Annotated in this window: 14 protein-coding genes and 1 tRNA gene; 2 read left to right on the forward strand and 13 right to left on the reverse strand. The window is 67.2% G+C overall.

What is annotated here, in order from left to right; translation table 11 throughout:
* Positions 1-1,466 (forward strand): cadherin-like beta sandwich domain-containing protein (locus OXC99_01645; protein MCY4623702.1); only part of this gene is annotated, 1,466 nt, incomplete at its 5' end.
* Positions 1,467-1,530: 64 nt separating this feature from the next.
* Here the strand turns inward: OXC99_01645 and OXC99_01650 are convergent.
* The 5 genes from OXC99_01650 to OXC99_01670 form a co-directional block, all read right to left on the reverse strand.
* Positions 1,531-1,603: transfer RNA gene (locus OXC99_01650), tRNA-Arg, on the reverse strand.
* A gap of 63 nt (positions 1,604-1,666) precedes the next feature.
* Complete coding sequence (locus tag OXC99_01655; GenBank protein MCY4623703.1) at positions 1,667-2,572, reverse strand: ABC transporter permease; 906 nt, start codon at positions 2,570-2,572, stop codon at positions 1,667-1,669.
* Complete coding sequence (locus OXC99_01660) at positions 2,565-3,539, reverse strand: ABC transporter permease (protein ID MCY4623704.1); 975 nt, start codon at positions 3,537-3,539, stop codon at positions 2,565-2,567. Before OXC99_01660 ends, OXC99_01655 begins: the two co-directional genes overlap by 8 nt.
* 125 nt (positions 3,540-3,664) lie before the next feature.
* Positions 3,665-4,294, reverse strand: a complete 630-nt coding sequence (locus OXC99_01665; protein MCY4623705.1) for an NIPSNAP family protein — start codon at positions 4,292-4,294, stop codon at positions 3,665-3,667.
* A gap of 80 nt (positions 4,295-4,374) precedes the next feature.
* On the reverse strand, positions 4,375-5,061 hold the full coding sequence (locus tag OXC99_01670) for a class II aldolase/adducin family protein (GenBank protein MCY4623706.1): 687 nt from the start codon (positions 5,059-5,061) through the stop codon (positions 4,375-4,377).
* Positions 5,062-5,206: 145 nt separating this feature from the next.
* Between OXC99_01670 and OXC99_01675 the strand changes: the two genes are divergently transcribed.
* On the forward strand, positions 5,207-6,490 hold the full coding sequence (locus tag OXC99_01675) for a PLP-dependent aminotransferase family protein (protein ID MCY4623707.1): 1,284 nt from the start codon (positions 5,207-5,209) through the stop codon (positions 6,488-6,490).
* Here the strand turns inward: OXC99_01675 and OXC99_01680 are convergent.
* The 8 genes from OXC99_01680 to OXC99_01715 form a co-directional block, all read right to left on the reverse strand.
* On the reverse strand, positions 6,487-8,004 hold the full coding sequence (locus tag OXC99_01680) for a 5-methyltetrahydropteroyltriglutamate--homocysteine methyltransferase (GenBank protein MCY4623708.1): 1,518 nt from the start codon (positions 8,002-8,004) through the stop codon (positions 6,487-6,489). The two genes, OXC99_01675 and OXC99_01680, sit on opposite strands and share 4 nt — an antisense overlap.
* 18 nt (positions 8,005-8,022) lie before the next feature.
* Complete coding sequence (locus tag OXC99_01685; protein ID MCY4623709.1) at positions 8,023-8,385, reverse strand: DsrE family protein; 363 nt, start codon at positions 8,383-8,385, stop codon at positions 8,023-8,025.
* A 16-nt stretch (positions 8,386-8,401) separates the two neighbouring features.
* Positions 8,402-8,689, reverse strand: coding sequence for a sulfurtransferase TusA family protein (locus OXC99_01690; GenBank protein MCY4623710.1), 288 nt, complete (start codon positions 8,687-8,689; stop codon positions 8,402-8,404).
* Between the two features lie 95 nt (positions 8,690-8,784).
* Positions 8,785-10,011 carry a Gfo/Idh/MocA family oxidoreductase gene (locus OXC99_01695; GenBank protein MCY4623711.1) on the reverse strand — a complete coding sequence of 409 codons (1,227 nt, stop codon included), beginning with the start codon at positions 10,009-10,011 and terminating at the stop codon, positions 8,785-8,787.
* A 39-nt stretch (positions 10,012-10,050) separates the two neighbouring features.
* Complete coding sequence (locus tag OXC99_01700; GenBank protein MCY4623712.1) at positions 10,051-11,319, reverse strand: Rieske 2Fe-2S domain-containing protein; 1,269 nt, start codon at positions 11,317-11,319, stop codon at positions 10,051-10,053.
* Positions 11,320-11,373: 54 nt separating this feature from the next.
* Positions 11,374-11,745 carry a hypothetical protein gene (locus OXC99_01705; protein MCY4623713.1) on the reverse strand — a complete coding sequence of 124 codons (372 nt, stop codon included), beginning with the start codon at positions 11,743-11,745 and terminating at the stop codon, positions 11,374-11,376.
* 18 nt (positions 11,746-11,763) lie between these two features.
* Positions 11,764-12,951, reverse strand: a complete 1,188-nt coding sequence (locus OXC99_01710) for an FAD-dependent oxidoreductase (GenBank protein ID MCY4623714.1) — start codon at positions 12,949-12,951, stop codon at positions 11,764-11,766.
* A gap of 876 nt (positions 12,952-13,827) precedes the next feature.
* Positions 13,828-14,358, reverse strand: coding sequence for a hypothetical protein (locus OXC99_01715; protein MCY4623715.1), 531 nt, complete (start codon positions 14,356-14,358; stop codon positions 13,828-13,830).
* Positions 14,359-14,436: the final 78 nt, after the last annotated feature.

Consider the following 14,436-nt stretch of genomic DNA (forward strand, 5'->3'; position numbering starts at 1 on the left):
CGACAGCTAGCGACGAGAACGCGAGCGTGGCGGTCACGCCGGGGGATGCGGACGGCGGGACAGAGGGCCATCAGGTGGATCTCCCTGTGGGCGAGGCAGTCATCACGGTAGAGGTGACGGCGCAGGACGGGGAGACGACGGCGACGTATGTCGTGAGGGTCACACGGCAGGAGGAAGTAAGCTCCTTGCTGGAGAGCCTCGATATCAGCCGTGTGACCCTCATGCCGCAGTTCAGTCCGGAAACGCCGTTTTACAAGACGGAGGTGGAGCACGACGTTCACGTTGTGACGGTTGATGCGGTAACGGAGGACGTAGCCGCAACCGTCGTGATAATGCTGGATGGTGTGGTTGACCAGGACGGGGCGCTCGCATTGGGTGAGGGAGCGTCGGTGGTGCAGGTGGTGGTGACCTCGGGCGACGGGACTGCCGAGACGACGTACACCATCGTGGTAACACGGGCCAAGGAGCAGCTTGTTCCGCTGCCGACGCCGGTGCGGTCGAGTGGTGGACTCGGTTCTCAACGGTCGGTTACTTCACCCACGCCGACACCAACTCCAACACCAACTCCAACCCCGACAGCCGTTCCAAGCGGCATTGGACTTTCAGAGAAGGTTCTCCTCTTAAAGTCCTCCGGAGTGGATGGCGCGCCGCTGGAGGTGACGTTTGAGGTGTGGAACCGGGGCGCGGGCCGGATGATATTCAACTTGTCTGACGACGCGCCCTGGCTTAAGTCGACGCCCGCGTTTGTGGTGAGCTCGGGTCCGAGCGACCGGAAGACCGTGACCCTGACGGCCGAAACGTGGTTCCTAGGCGCCGGCAGTCACTCGGCGACGGTCTATGTGGGCGTCAATGAGTTGGCCGACTCCCCGAAGACTATATCGGTGGCACTTACGGTTGAACAGAAGCCGACTCCGACCCCTACGCATACTCCTATTCCAATGCCGACACCGACGATGACAGCGACGCCTGCAGTCGGGCCGGCGCCGACGCCCACGATGACAGCGAAGCCTGCAGTCGCGCCGACGCCGCTGCCCACGATGACAGCGACGGCTGCTCCGGGCCCCATACTTGGGCCCACGCCCGAAGTTTCGCCACCTACGGAGACGGCGGCGCCGCTGCCGACGCCAACAAGTACACCGTCGCTGAAACCCACGCCCTTGCCAGCCGCCATTCCCACACCGGGTGTGGCGGCGTTGATTGGGAGTTTGGATCTCCCAGGGCCCGGAGGTGACCTGGACGCATCCGTTTCCGAGGACATCAAGGGGCGTGAGATTGACGCGCAGTCGCAGTCCAATGCTCATGCGGCAGTCGGCGAACCTGCCATCAAACTCCCGAGGGAGTTTGCGAAGTTCTACCGTTCGCCAGGGCCAATAGGCTTAGGGAACCCGATGTCGTTCTTCCTCGGCTTCTTCACCATTAATGTCATGATCAAGTCTCGGCGCAGGATGGACCGTCTCCTGGATTGACGACGCCCTGAGAAGGGACAGGACGACGGAATGAGCAGTGTGAGGTGAGGGCGTAAGAGGGAAGCCCGCCCGGAGGGATTCGAACCCCCGACACCTGGGTCCGAAGCCCAGTGCTCTGTCCCCTGAGCTACGGGCGGATTGCGGCGGGACACTTCCAGTATCCGCCGCCCAGCGGGGGCGGGCAACGGCCACCGGGGCTGCTAGACGGGGCGCTGGCGTGGATCGAGGACATCACGGAGGGCGTCGCCAAGGAGGTTGAAGCCGTAGACGGCAAGGGAGATGGCGAGTCCCGGCCACAGGGCCATCCACGGGGCGGCGTTGAAGTAATCGCGGCCGGGGCCGGCGAGCATGCCGCCCCACGATGGAGCGGGGGCCGGCACCCCGAGACCCAAAAAGCTCAGCGACGCCTCCAGCACAATCGCGGCGCCAAGGGCGCTGGTGGAGATGACCAGGAAGGGCGCGACGCAGTGGGGCAGGACGTGACGGAGCACGACTCGGGGGCTACCCGCGCCAACGATCCTGGCCGCGGCCACGTATTCCGCGTTCGACACTGCCAGCGCCTGGCTGCGCACGACGCGGGCGGCGCGAGGGGCCTGGACGAGCGCGATGGCAAGGATGACGTTGGCAGTCGAGGCGCCGAGCACGGCCATGATGCCCAGCGCCAGCACGAGGGTGGGGAAAGCCAAGAGGGCATCGGCGGCCTGCTGCAGCGCGGCATCGACGTAGCGACCGTAGTAGCCGCCCACGACGCCGGCCAGGGCCCCCACGGCCGAGCCCAGCAGGACAGAGAGGAATCCGACCCCCAAGGAGACCCTGGCACCGAAGGCGATGCGGCTCCAGATGTCGCGGCCGAGGTTGTCAGCGCCGAGCCAGTGCTCGGCGCCGGGCGAGTGGAGGACGCTGTCGGCGTCCTGCGCGACAGGGTCGTAGGGTGAGAGCAGGGGCGCGAAGAGGGCCATCGCCACGAGCAGTATTACAACGGCGCTTCCTGCCGCGCCAAGGGGGTGGATGCGGAGGAGCCGCAGCGTTCTCCGCCAAGCGCCGATCGGGGGCGGAACGGCGCCGGGGAACTGGGCTGCTGCGGGGATTGGCGTCGAGCTAGCCATAGCGCACCTGCGGGTTGAGCCATGTGTACAGCATGTCGACAGTCAGGTTGACAAGCACCACCCACGCGGCGAAGAAGACGATGACGGGCTGCACGACGGCGTAGTCGCGGAACTTGACCGCGTCCAACAGGTAGAGGCCGGTGCCTGGCAGCGAAAAGACCTGCTCCAGCACGACGGAGCCGCTGATGAGCGTCGCGAAGGCGATGCCAGCGACGGTGATGACGGGCAGCAGGGCGTTGCGCAGGATGTGACGCTGGACCACGTCGGCGGGGAAGATGCCCTTGGCCCGGGCAGTGCGGACGTACTCCTGCCGCATCACCTCCAGCACGGTGTAGCGAGTCATGCGGGTGAGCAGCCCGGCACCGGAGTAGCCGAGCACCAGCGCCGGCCAGAGGAACTGGGTCAGGTTGGCCCACGGTTCCGACAGGGGCGGCTGGTAGCCGGGGGGCGGGCTCCAGGTGAAGTAGCGGACGCCGGCCAGCAACACCAGCGTGGCGAGCCAGAAGTGCGGTAGAGAGACGCCGCCGAGAGCGAAGACGCGAACGGAGTAGTCGACCCAGGTGTCCTGACGGAGGGCCGCCGCGACGCCCAGCGGCACGCCGAGTCCCACGGCAACGGCGATGCCCATGATGCTGAGCTGCAGAGTGACGGGAATGCGCCGCAGAAACTCATTCCATACGCTGCGACCAGAGACATAAGACTCGCCCCAGTCGAGGGTGACCATGTCCGAGAGCCAGACGGCGTACTGTCGCCAGAGGGGGCGGTCGAGGCCGAGCTCGGAGCGGAGGGCGGCGCGTTCGCCCTCGGAGCCGGCTTGGGCGGCTTCGGCGCCCGCGCCACCGGCGGCGATGAGGTCGGCGGCATCGCCGGGCGCGGCCCGCAGCGCGGCGAAGATGGCGATGGAGACGAGGAGCAGCGTGAGAGCGCCCTGCAGGAGGCGGCGCAACAGGTAGACGCGCATGTTCATGGGGAGAGGGTACTTGCGGGGTAGGGTGGGCGCAATGCGGGGTCATCGGTCTCAACCGACAGGCCAAAGCGAAAGGGCGGGAGGCAGAAGCCTCCCGCCCTTTCTATTGCTCTTACGGCGTTTTCCTAATGCAGGGTGGAGCAGGCGGCCGGGAGCATGTGCCGGACGAGTTGGTGCTGCGGGCGTGCGTCCGAGTGCGGCGGCCAGGCGCCGGATTCCAGGTAGACCTTGCGGATTTCGTCCCGGTGGTTCCAGTCCTTGTAGGGGAAGAGCTGGTAGAGGCGGTTCAGGTTGCCGAGCTGGGAGGTGAAGATGCCGGCGACCGGGTAGATCTCGTTGCGGCCGGGCAGGGCCTCGCTGAAGGCCTTGGCGACGTCGCGGAGGGCGCCGGGGGCGTAGGTGTACTGGCGCAGCTCGTAGATGCCGCCCCACTCCTGGGGGGTGCCGTCCCAGGGCTCCATGCCGGGGATGGGGTCGAGGATGTCGGTCTCCTGGGTGGCGAGGCAGTGGACGGCGGAGGAAGGGGGCCACTTGCCGCTGGCGTCCTTGGCCGCGGCGGCGCGGGTGTCGGCCCGGTGCTGGAGGCTCTCGTAAGGCCAGATGTGGATGACCTCGTTCAGCGGGCCGATCTCCGTCTGAAAGAGGGCGCCGAGGGGTGAGTACTGGGCGCGGACCTCGTAGGCGTCGCAAAAGGCCTTGACCCATTCGCCCGTCTTGCCCGGGTGCAGGGTGTACCGTCGAATCTCATAAATCATGTGCCATTCCTCCTGTGCGGAAGTGATTTTCCTTACGGCGCGGCGAGTGTATCAGAGGCGCGGGGCGCAGGCAAACGGGGCTACGCCCGCTGCTCGCCCACCTGGGCGAAGGACTGGGCGCGCTGCTGCGCGGCGACGCGCATGTCGACGGGGATTTCCTTGGGGCCGCCGAGGTTGTAGGAGTACATGATGATCTCGGCGCACTCTTCCATGACAAGGTTGGCGTCGACGGCGGCGGGGACGTCGGCGCCGAATGTCAGGACGCCGTGGTTCTCAAGCAGGATGCCGCGGAGGTTGTCCTGCCCGTTGAGGACCTTCTCGATGTTGTCGACGGAGGCCTGCGAGCCGCGGGGGCCGTATCCGGCCACGGGAATGCCCTCGGCCATGCCGAAGCGGACCATGGGCTCGTAGGAGACGGGCATGGCGCGGCTGGCGACGGCGAAGGCGGTGGCGAAGGGGGAGTGGGTGTGGAGGGCGCCGCCGGAATCGGGGCGTGTCTTGTAGACGATGCCGTGCATGGGGATGATCTCGGCGCTGATGGGCATGACGGAGCCATCGAGCAGGTTGTTGTCGAGGTCGAATAGGCCGATGTTGTCCATCGTGATCTGCGCGAGGTTGCTGACGGAGGTTAGCAGGAAGGTGTCCGAGTCGGGGATCCTGGCGCTGATGTTGCCGTGGTTGCTCTTGGTCAGGATGCCGGACTTGACCAGCCGTTCGGCTGCGTCCGCGATGATCTTTCGGTACTCGGAAAGCTTGGTCGTTGCCATGGGAAGTCCTCCTTACAGGCGGTCGCTGCGGGGATTATGGACGTTGCGGCACTTGGCGGCAAGGGAGGAATGGCAGTGCATCGACGTTATGGTGCGGATTTCGTAGAATGGGACTATAGGCAACCTCGAACATTGGAGTATCCCCATGACCCAGACAAACGTCAGCACCAAGGCAACCATCGCCGCCAAGCACTGGGAAGGTCAGGACGTGACGGAGCTGTTGGCGCGGTCCGCCGCGGTGCTGCCGGCAATCAGCGCGACTGAAGCGGGGACGCAGGGACGGTCCATCGTCTTCTCTAGGACCGAGCATGCGTCGCCCATAAACTTGGGCGGCGGCATTCCGGACCCGGACTCGCTGCCCGTCGCAGGGCTGCAGGCGGCCATCAACAGGGTCTTCGAGACGACATCCGAGCCGGCGCTGCGGTACGGCGGCATCTTCGGCTTCGAGGACCTGCGCGCGGTGGTAGCGGAGCGGCAGGGGCGGATCCAGGGCATCAAGCTCTCGTACGAGAACTTCCTGATGACGCACGGCGGCTCGGGCGGCATCGACGCCGTGTGCGACACGTTCCTCAACCCGGGGGACGTGTGCATCGTCGAGCGGCCGCACTTCTCGGGGTCGCTGCGGACGATCCGCGGGCACCTGTGCGAGGTCGTCGAGGTGGAGCTGGGCGAGGACGAACTCTTCGCCGAGCGGGTGGAGGAGACGCTGCAACGGCTGGAGGCGGAGGGCAAGCACGCCAAGCTGCTGTACACGGTGCCGGACCATCACAACCCCTCGGGCGCGACGATGCCGCTGGCGGTGCGGGAGAAGCTGGTGGAGGTCTGCGCACGGCACCGGGTCTTCATCATGGAGGACATGGCGTACACGGAGCTGTATTTCGACGCGCCGCCGCCTCCATCGCTGTACGCGGTGGCCGACGGGCACGGGGTGATCCAGGTGGGGAGCTTCAGCAAGATTGTCGCGACGGGGCTGCGGGTTGGGTGGATACAGGCGCGGCTGCCGGTCATCGAGTCCGTGGGCCGGGTGCGGTTCGACATGGGCGGGAGCCCGCTGCTGCACCGGGCGCTGACGCTGTACGTCGGGAGCGGCGACCTGGAGCCGCACGTGGACATGCTGCGGGGCATCTACCGCCGCAAGTGCGATGCGCTGGTCTCGACGCTGCGGGAGCACTGCGAGCCGTACCTGCGCTTCGAGGAGCCCGCGGGCGGGTTCTTCCTGTGGGCCGAGTGCATCGGCGCGACGGCGCAGGACGTGGCGCAGGCGGGGGCAGAGGAAGGCCTCACCTTCGCGGCGGGCTCCAACTTCTACAAGGACCGCGAGGCGGCGGACACGTCGCACGTGCGGCTTGCGCTGAGCTACGCGTCGCTGACGGAGCTGGAGGACGTTGGGCCGCGGTTCCTGCGGGCGTTCCAGCGCGTGGTGGACTAGCACTTCAGCGAGTCCCGGGCCTCGGCGATGGCGCGGAGCTTGGCCTCCGCGGTGCGGGCCGAGGCGACGGGGTTGTCGGCGAAGGTGGCGAAGCCGCAGTCCGGCGTTAGCAAGACGCGCTCCTCTCCGAACAGGTTGACGGCCTGTTCAATGCGCCCTCGGACTTCCTCTAGTGACTCCACGGTGTCCAGCTTCTGATTGACCACGCCTACGGCTATGCGCTTGTCGTCCGGGAGGGACTTGAGGACGGCGGCCTCTCCGGCGCGGGGCGTGGAGAGCTCGAGGAAGAGGGTTCCGACGTCGGCGCGGGAGAGGGCGTCGAGGAGGGGGGCGTAGTCACCGGCGAGGGCGGCGGACTCGTCGGGCGTCCAGTTGCCGCGGCAGACGTGGAGGCCGAGGCGGTCGCTCGGCAGGCCGTGGGTGACCTCGTTCAGCAGACCTACCGCGAAATCCAACTCCGGGCCCGGCTCCAGTTTCTCGCTTAGGGCGCCGCACATGAAGCTGCGGTTGCCGGACTGTGCCCCAAACACCACCTCGGTCAGTACAGGCTCATCGAACTGCACCAGGGACGCCCCGGCGGCGAGCAGGTAGTGCAGCTCCTCACGCAGCACCCGGACTACGTCGCGGGCGAGGTCTTCGCGGGTGTTGTAGGGCATCTCTTCGAGGCAGTCGAGCCACATGGTGCGGGTGAGCAGGTAGGGGCCGGGGAGGGCGATCTTGACCGGGCGGCCGGCGCACTCGCGGACGAACGCGAGCTCGTGGACGGCGAGGGAGCGGCTGCGGCCGAGGTGGCCGAAGACGACGGGGTGGCGGACCTCAGCGGTGGGGACGTCCAGGGCGCGGAGCTCTCTCTCGAACTTGTCCGGGTCATCGACCATGGCGGTGAGGTCGCTGAGGGGGATGAGCTGGCAGTTGTCGAGGAGGCTGCCGACGAAGCTGGCGTAGCTGTCGCGGCGCTGCTCGCCGTCGGTGAGGACGTCGGCGCCGGCGCGGAGCTGGGCGTCGACGGCGAGGCGGACGGCGTCGTCAGCGGTGGCCTGGAAGTCGGCGTCGCCGAGGCGGCCCTCGAAGCGGTCGTGGACGGCCTGAATCATCCAGCGGGGGCGCGGCCAACTGCCGACGCCCATGATGGAGAGGGGGGCGATAGCCGGCGCGGGCCGCGGGTGCGGCAGGGTATCGGGGATGGTCACCGGGACGCGCTCGTGGACGGCGGCGATGGGGGTGGGGGCCTCGGCGACGGCGGGGGCGCGCTCGGTCAGCGATCCCTTGCAGACGAGGAAGCTGCGCTGGCCGTCCTCCTTCGTCCAGGAGACGAGCTGGTTGCTGGTGAGGCGGCACCAGGCGGGGAGCTCGACCTCGACAGTGCGGTCTGTGGAGAGGATCTCCAGGAGGCCGCCGCGGTCCAAGGGGTCGATGTGGCGGCGGATGAGGAGGAGGAGACCGCTGCCGCAATCGAGGTTGCCGCCGTCAAAGCTGACGTCGGGCGTGTAGTCGTGGCGTTCGACGGGGTCCATGTCTCGCTCCGCGCAGGGTTAGAAGGAGACGCTGGCCGCGCCGTTCGACAGGTACTCGACGAGGACTGCGCCGCCGACGATCTGGGCGCCGTCGACGAGGTTGTCAGGGTCGAGGCCGCGCTTGTTGAAGCAGGGCGAGCAGACGTAGATGGTGCCGCCGGCCCCGGTGAAGTTGTCCATCAGGTCCTTCAGGGGCAGGAAACCCTCCTCGTGGGCGTCGTCGGCGTAGCCCTTCTGGGAGAGGCGGACGCCCTCTGTGCTGAGGAAGACGACGGTGTCCTTCTCCGAGCCGAGGGCGGCGTTGGCGATGACAAATGCGACGGTTGCGCGGTCGGGGTCCTCCAGGGCACGGGTGAGGAAGACGCAGAACTGTCCAGCCATTTGGGCTCTCCTTGTACTAGCGTTGTTTGATCCAGTAGTCGGGGTGGTCTGCATGGAGCAGGGCGCGGCTGGTGAGGCGGCACCATGCAGGCATCTCGACGGGCGCGGCCTGGTCGCGGGCGGTGAGCTTGAGCACCTGACCCGATTGGAGGGACTGCATATGGCCGCGCAGGAGGATGAGGATCTCGCCGCAACCGAGGTGACCTGCGTCCCACTCGGCGTCGGCGCGAATGTCGTCCGAGGTCACGTCGCGCTCCGGCATCGAGTTCCCGGGGCTGCCAGCTTCGCCGATGCTCGCCGGCACGGGCGCAGGATGCTGGGGCAGCTACCACTGGATACGAGAAGCGTACGGGGAGAGGGTTGGGAGTGTCAAGAGAACGGTGTCAGGGCGCGCCGCAACTACTCCCAAGCGGGACATTGGTGGGTCATGGCGATCTCGCGGCGCTCGCGGCCGGACTGCATCATGCCAAGCACGCACTCCAGGGTTGCCATGCCCCAACGGCCGTCGTGGTGGACGGGGCGTCCCTCCCTGATGGCGTTGTACATCTCGTCCAGCTCCGCCATGCGCTCGTCGTGGACTCCCTCGACGGGGATCTCGTGCTGGCCGTCGTCGTCGTAGATGGTGAGGCCGTTGGCGGACTGGCGGATGTCGCCCGCCTCGCAGCTCACGATGACCAAGCCAGCGTCGGGCTGGAAGCCGGAGCGGAGGACGTTCCCGCGGGGGCCGAGCAGGGTGTTGGTGTCGGAGCCGCCGAAGCGCTGGGCCTCCTTGCCGCTGGCCTCATCGAAGGGGAGGCCGTTGCGGAGGGCTTTGCGCAGGTCGCGGTTGCGCTGGCGCTCCGGGACGTCGTGGGCCCAGGGCACAAGCTCAGTGGTCATGAAGTAGCCGTAGCCGTTCTTCACGATGGTCGCCGGGGTGTCGTCCTCGAACTCGAGGTAGGCGACGTAGTAGCCGGGCGACGTGCGGGCGTCCATCCACCTGGAGACGCTGCCGCGCACGCTGCGCACCATGCCGCCGCCCATCATGCGGACGACATCAAACTGGTGCGGGCCGTTGTTGTAGGGAAGGGCCCCGCCGATCTCCATATCGAGCTCATGGGGCATGCGGGGGCGGAACATGAAGTCCACGTAGGACCAGCAGTTGATGGCCGTGACCTTGCCGAGCCGCCCGGAGGTGATGACGCGTCGCATGGCGCGGAAGCCGGCCATGAGGCTGGCGGTGTGGCCGCAGAGGAGGTTGACGCCGTTGCGCTCGGCGGCTTCCACCATGCGCTCGGCTTCCTCCAAGGTGACGGCCATGGGCTTCTCGACGACAACGTGCTTGCCGTTGTTGGCGAGGGCCACGGTGTTCTCACAGTGGTAGATGTTGGGGGTGGATACCCAGACGACGTCCACGTCCGGGTCTTTGGCGAGGCCCTCAACGTTGTCGTAGGTGCGGCCCTCATAGCGCTCGCGGAAGGCGGAGAGGGCCTGCGGGCGGGTGTCGGCGGCGGCGACGATGTCGAGGTAGGGGGCGGCCTCCATGGCGCGGATCACCTGCACGGCGCCCGCTCCAAGGCCGGCGATGCCGACATTGAGCTTCTTCTCCGGTGCGCCGCCTCCGTTGCCCGACGGTCCTGCGATCATAAGTCGTTCCTATCCGCGGCAAGGCCGCTCGAATGGGTGTTACACCATTGTCTCCATGAGCTCCTTGACCTTCTGGTTCTCCATGAAATCGATTTCGCGGCTGAGTTCGTAGGACCAGGCACGGACGCGGTAGAGGCCGCCGTTGTAGGGCTCCTGCGGTTCCTTCCCCTCAATGAAGGCTTTGGCGGAGTTCACGAGGTAGCGGCGCATGGCGATGATGGCGCTGTCGCTGGTGCCGAGGTGCTCTTTGGTGCGGTCGGCGATGGCGCCCATGCCCTCGACGACGGCGGTGTCCTGCTCGCGGACGCCGAGGATGCCGGTGAACGTCTGGGTGCGCTGATTGTGGCGGTCCTGCAGGAAGTGGTTGGCCCTGGTGGCGCGCAGCTTGCCGGTGGCCGGGTCCAGGCTGGAGATATGCGGGGAGGGGCCGCCCAGGATGGCGTCGCGCTCGGACTGGGGCAGGGGCTCGACGGGCGACCAGATGACGCACCAGACGTCCGTGTGCTCGTCGTCGACGGGCACCCACATGTGGCCGTGGCCGCGCTTCTGCTCCAGGTCCATCGCGATCATGGTGTAGTAGGGCATGAGCCACTGGTTGATGCGCCAGTAGTGGGTGTCATCCTCGGCGTTGCGCTGGGCGGCGAGCATGACGCCGTAGTCCGTGGGCTGGATGATCCAGCGAGGGGCCGTGTCATTGACGCGCCAGAGCATCTCCTTGCTAGAGGGGGCTGTCTTCTGATCCAACCTGGTGTGGAGGAAGCCGATGTGGCTGGAGTCGATGTCGCCCTCGGTGGCCTGGACGAAGTTGCACTCCTGGTTGTACTTCACCAGGTTGCGGTACTCGGCGGGGACGCGGCACCACTCGAGCTGGGGGAGCTCCGGGATGCGGTCCTGGGGGCCGATGTAGGCCCAGATGATGCCGCCCCACTCGCGGGTGGGGAAGCCGATGGGGCGCACCTTCCTGGCGAACTCGTACTGGGCGGGCTCGGAGGGCATGTCGACGCAGGCGCCCGCGACGTCGAACTTCCAGCCGTGGTAGATGCAGCGCAGGCCCTCGTGCTCATTGCGGCCGTAGAAGAGGGGCGCGCGCCGATGGGGGCACAGGGCCTCCACGAAGCCGATCTCGCCGTTGGTGTCGCGGAAGGCGACGAAGTCCTCGCCGAGGAGGCGGACCTCCCTGGGGTCGCAGTCCGGGTGCGGGAGGTCCTCGGAGAGGAGGACGGGGGCCCAGAAGCGGCGAAGGACCTCACCCATGGGGGTGCCCGGGCCAACCCGGCACATCAGTTCATTGTCTTGCGCGTTCAGCATGTTTCTTCCCTCCTGTAACTGCGTCCTTTGTGAGCCTATTGATACATTGCGGCGCTAGGCCTGTGCCCGAATGCCGGCCTGAAGCTGCGCCATGGCCTCTTCCTTTTTGCTGACGGAAACCAGGTCGTGGGCGGCCACCACGCAGTCGAGCAAGACACGGAGCCTGTCAATGTCCTTGTGCTCCGGGCCGCTGGACTGGGCGTTGACGAGGGCATACTCGACCTGACGCCAGAGGTCGTCGAGCTCGGCCTCGCGGAAGATGAAGTGCTGGAAGCCGGAGGAGCTCTCGATGCGCTCCACGAGACTGAGGAGCGTATCCGGCGAGAAGTCGTGGATGGGCAGCGGCCGGTTGAGGTCCAAGTCCCCCTCCATAAAGGAGATTGCGAGGCTCTCGGTGAACATATACCCGAGGGCGTTCCCAGTCAATGCGACGTGTCAGTGTCCCTACTGGTGCAGGGGGCCTTTGTACGGGTGCTCGGCGCCGAGGGGGTCGTCCTCGGCGAAGCGGGAGGCGCGGAAGGGGCGGATGGGGTGGCCCGCGCTGTCGCCGGTCAGGACGAGCTCGGCCACCATGCGGCCGACGACGGGGGAGAGCTTGAAGCCGTGGCCGCTGAAGCCGGTCGCGTAGTACAAGCCGCTGACCGTCGCTGAGGCGTCGAGGATGGGGTTGCCGTCGGGCGTGAGGTCGTAGAGGGAGCCGTAGCCGCCGAGGGGGGTCGTCGAGGCGAAGCCGGGGACGCGTCGTGACGCGCGGCCCCAGAAGGTGACGATGGTGTCGTGGTCGGCGTTGAGGCCGTAGTCGTCGGGGTCCACGACCTCGCTGAGGTCCTCCTCGAACATGGCGCCGGCGAGGGTGGTGGAGCCGGCGTTCACGCGGAGGTACGTGCCGGAGGTGTGGTCCATGACGATGGGGGAGAAGGACTCCAGCGACGGGGGCCGCCGGAGGACGACCATCTGGACGCGGATGGGCGACACGGGCAGCGATTCGCGGAGGGGGGCGGCGAGCTGGTTGACCCAGGGGCCGGTGACGGCGACGACGGCGTCGGCTTCGACGAGGCCCGCGTCGGTCTCGACGCCGGTGACGCGGCCGGCTGACGTGGCGATGGCGCGGACGGGGCAGCCGGTGACGATCTCTGCGCCGTAGTCGCGGGCGCGGTCGGCGAAGGCGTAGGTGGTGGCGAGGGGGTCGGCGTGGCCGGCGTCGGGCTCGTAGGCGGCGACTGCGACGCCGTCAAGGTCGAGCGCCGGGGCGATCTCGGCGGCATCGGCAAGGGAGACGAGGCGGATGTTGGCGCCCACGTCGCGGTTCATGGCGACGTTGGCGCGGGCGGCGTCGGCGTCGTGCTCGGCGAAGAGGAGGAGGCGGCCGGTCTGCTGGAAGCGGGGGTCGCCGCCGACGGCGTCGGCGAAGTTGCGGAAGACGGCGCCGGCCTCGACGGCCATGCGGACGAGGACGGGGTGGAGGTAGTGCTGGCGGACCATGGCGCCGGAGCGACCGCTGGCGCCGCTGGCGAGGTGGCCCTTCTCAAGGAGGAGGACGCGGCCGGCGCCCATGCGTGCGAGGTGCATGGCGATGGAGGCGCCGTTGACGCCGCCGCCGACCACCACCACGTCCGCCGATCTCATTGTCATGCTAGCTGTCCGCCTCCTGTTGGTGAGGATTGTAGGGGGCGCGCATGGGGCGGGTAAAGGCGGCGGCCGCGCAGGCCGGACTGCGGTTGTCGAGGCCTGGTGCAACAAAACAGTTGGTGGCGATTAGAGGCACGCCCACCATTCGTTTGACATTGGTCGTGATTTTCCCGTAGCTGGGTCGGAGGTTGTTTCGCCTTTGATTTATAGGGGTGGTGTCGCAATTTAGATTCAAGACAGAGAATTCTTGCATTCTGGCCGATCCCCCGTGCACAACCGCTGACTCGGACGCCGGGGTCAACGAAAAACTCGGTGGCCTGAGAGGTTGGGCGTTGCGGGAGTTTCGGTTGGGAGGGGCGGATACGTGTTGCATGGGGAGAGGGTAAGGGGTGGGTGTGCATTCGCGCGAGGGGTTGGTGTCAGGGTGGCGGTGCCCCTGGAGCCCGGCGCCGTATGGGGTACGGGGCAGGCTTTGGCCAGGATGGAGGTTGCCGGTTTGGTCTGTTTGTCGGGGTTCCTGCCTGCGCAGGAACGACGGGAGGGGCGCAGGAATGATGGGAGGAGGGGGCAGGAATGACGGGAGGAGGGCGTGGGCATGACGGGGCGGTGGGCGAGACGAGCATCCTGAGGCGTGCGGGGCTGAGGATGATGCGGGCGGCTCGAACGTAGCTGGTGGCTGCGGAGGGGGGCCTTCGGGACGGACCTGCTGCGCGAGGACCTGACGGCGGAGGGCCTGATGTTCGGCGACGGGGGGATGCTTGACGTGTCGGACAGCGCCGGGCCGGGTTGGCGGTGCGGGAGGGGATGCAGGCGCACTTGTAGCGCGGTCAGCGTTGCGGGTATGCCAACGAGGGCATGAGGGACGGCCGCTTTCCCGGGCTACTGGTCTTCGGCGTAGGTGAGGAGCCACTCACCGTCGAATTCCTCGTAAATGAACACCATCTTCAGTGAACCCAGGGGGAAGCTGGCGTCGTGCCGGACCTCCCACTTGCCGGGTTCGACCTCCGTGGGCGGCGACGTTTCCTCCCCCGCAATCGTAATGCCGAAGAGTTTGAAGGGCTCCATGTTTGACTCGACCTCTTCCGCTTTCTCCGCCCAATAGGCTTCGGAGTAGAAGGCCTTCAGCGCTTCAGGATCGTACGTGTTGTAGACGTCCCACAGTTCCATGGTCTTTGCGCTGAGGTGTGCGGCGACGTCAAAGGGTTCGGCGGGAGCGGTCTCGACCTGGGGTGTGCCGGCGGCAGGCTGGGCAGCCGTGGGCTCCGATTGCGGGGCGCCGGAGGACGGTTGCGTTGGTGCGGACGGCTCTGTAGCGACGGTGTCGGTCGGTTCGCCGCCTGAGCCGCCGCAGGCGGCGAGGAGGAGGGATAGCGCCAAGATGACCGCCACTGCCGTCCGCCACTTCATCATGCTGCCCCCCTCGTTTATTGAGCCCCAAAGCATTGCGTGCGCCGTTGTCAGTCTCAAGACGATAGTTGAGCGCAGTTT

The sequence above is a fragment of the Chloroflexota bacterium genome, from assembly GCA_026713825.1.
In the GTDB taxonomy this organism is placed as follows: domain Bacteria; phylum Chloroflexota; class Dehalococcoidia; order Lucifugimonadales; family UBA1127; genus UBA1127.